Here is a 2,076-nt window from a genome sequence, read left to right on the forward strand (position 1 = left end):
TTCTCCATCGACGCGCTGCGCGCCCGGCTGGAGCTGCAGGAGCTCCTCATCCTCAATGATTTCGAGGCGCTGGCGCTGGCATGCCCACATCTACCGGCGGATGGCAGCGTGCCGATCGGGCCGCCGGGCCAGGCCGTACCCGGCAAGCCCGTGGCGGTCCTCGGCCCCGGCACCGGCCTGGGCGTGGCCGGTGCCATTCCTGGCCGGGTGCGCTGGATCGCGGTGCCGGGCGAAGGCGGCCATATCGAGCTGGGCACGGCGATCGCGCGGCTGCGCCCGGCACTCGAGGTCGCCTACCGCAAGCGCGAGCGGGTCTCGGCGGAGCACTGGCTGTGCGGACCGGGCCTGGTCCGGCTGGCCGAGGACCTGGCGGAGGCCGAGGGCCGGCGCTCGGCCTGGCAGGAGCCCGAGGAGATCGTGGCTGCCGCCGAGCGCGGCGACCAATTCGCCGCCGACCTGATCGGGCTGTTCCTGGACCAGCTCGCCATCTTTGCCGGCGACGTGGCGCTCACCTTCGGTGCGCGGGGCGGCGTGTATCTGGGCGGCGGCGTGACCGACCACCTGCTGGGCTTCCTGGACGAGGCGCGGTTCTTGGCCCGGTTCCGCGACAAGGGCCGGCTGTCTTCCTTCCTGGACGGCGTGCCGCTGCGTAGGATCACCGCCACCACGCCGGCTTTGTACGGCTGCACTGCGAAACTCCTGCACGGTTGATGCCTCATGGACGCTAACTCCCGCCGCGAGGCGCTGCTCTCCACCCTGCGTCTTGGCCCGGTCGTGCCGGTGCTGATCGTCGAGGAGGTCCGGACTGCCGTGCCGCTGGCCCGGGCCCTGGTGGCAGGCGGCATCCGCGTCCTGGAGGTGACGCTGCGCACCGCCGACGCCCTGGACGTGATCCGGGCGATCGCCGCAGAGGTGCCGGACGCGGTGGTGGGGGTCGGCACAGTGCGAAGCCCGGCCCAGCTCGATGCCGCTGCTGAGGCCGGGGCTAGATTCGCCGTCTCGCCGGGCGCCACCCCTGCCTTGATCGCCGCGGCAAAGGAGTCGGCGGTGCCCTGGCTGCCAGGCATCGCCACCCCGTCGGAGGGCATGGCGCTGGCGGAAGCCGGCTTCACCGTGCTCAAGCTGTTCCCGGCCGAGGCGGTGGGCGGAGCCAAGCTGATCGCGTCCCTCGCCTCGCCGCTCCCGGACCTGCGATTCTGCCCGACCGGCGGCATCGACCGGGCCAAGGCCGGCGGCTACCTGAAGCTCAAGAACGTGGTCTGCGTCGGCGGCAGCTGGCTGGCACCGCCAGCCCTGGTGGCCGCCGGCAACTGGGCGGAGATCGAGGCGCTGGCCAGGGATGCCGCCTCACTTCCCCGCGCCGGAGCTTCGTGACAGCCCCTGTCGCGGAGCGGTGACGAGGCCGTCATCGAACCGCACTACCCCTCGCGCCCGTCGCGACCTGCGCGCGGCACTTCTTTCGGGGGTTTGGGACCAATGACCGTGATGCAGAAGCTGCGCGGGCTCGCGCTCGCCGGCGCCGTGGTGCTTTCCGCTGGTGCCGCGAGCGCGGAGCCGGTGAAGTTCGAGTTCTGGTACGGGCTGACGGGCGACCTCAGCGAGCGCATCCAGGAGATGTGCCAGATCTTCAACGACAGCCAGGACCAGTACCAGGCGGTCTGCACCAGCCAGGGCGACTACGAGGCCGCGCTGCAGAACGCGATCGCGGCGTTCCGCGCCAAGCAGCAGCCCACGGTCCTGCAGGTCTTCGACGGTGGCACCGCCGATCTGATGCTGTCCGGTGCGTTCGTCCCCGCCAGGGAGCTGATGTCTAAGGCCGGCCACCAGGTGAACTGGGACGACTACTTTAAGGGCATCGCCAACTACTACGCCACCTCGAAGGGCGAGCTGTACTCCTTCCCGTTCAACAGCTCGACCGCGGTGCTGTACTGGAACAAGGACGCGTTCGCCAAGATCGGCCGCAGCGAGGCGCCCAAGACCTACGAGGAGGTCGAGGCGGCGGCACGGGAGCTGAAAGCCGCGGGCTATGCCTGCCCCTATGCCTACGACGTCGACCCCTGGCAGTTCATGGAGCAG

At 70.7% G+C, this 2,076-nt stretch carries 3 protein-coding genes; all 3 read left to right on the forward strand.

The genetic code is table 11. The features are described from left to right. Positions 1-711: glucokinase (locus tag EQG76_RS06550; RefSeq protein WP_159711713.1), on the forward strand; the 711-nt coding region annotated here is incomplete at its 5' end. A gap of 6 nt (positions 712-717) precedes the next feature. Further along, positions 718-1,374 (forward strand): bifunctional 4-hydroxy-2-oxoglutarate aldolase/2-dehydro-3-deoxy-phosphogluconate aldolase, encoded by a 657-nt coding sequence (gene eda, locus EQG76_RS06555; RefSeq protein ID WP_159711715.1) that lies wholly within the window; start codon positions 718-720, stop codon positions 1,372-1,374. Positions 1,375-1,485: 111 nt separating this feature from the next. Further along, positions 1,486-2,076: extracellular solute-binding protein (locus tag EQG76_RS06560; RefSeq protein ID WP_200840605.1), on the forward strand; the 591-nt coding region annotated here is incomplete at its 3' end.

This window comes from Geminicoccus flavidas (assembly GCF_009806515.1).
GTDB lineage: Bacteria > Pseudomonadota > Alphaproteobacteria > Geminicoccales > Geminicoccaceae > Geminicoccus > Geminicoccus flavidus.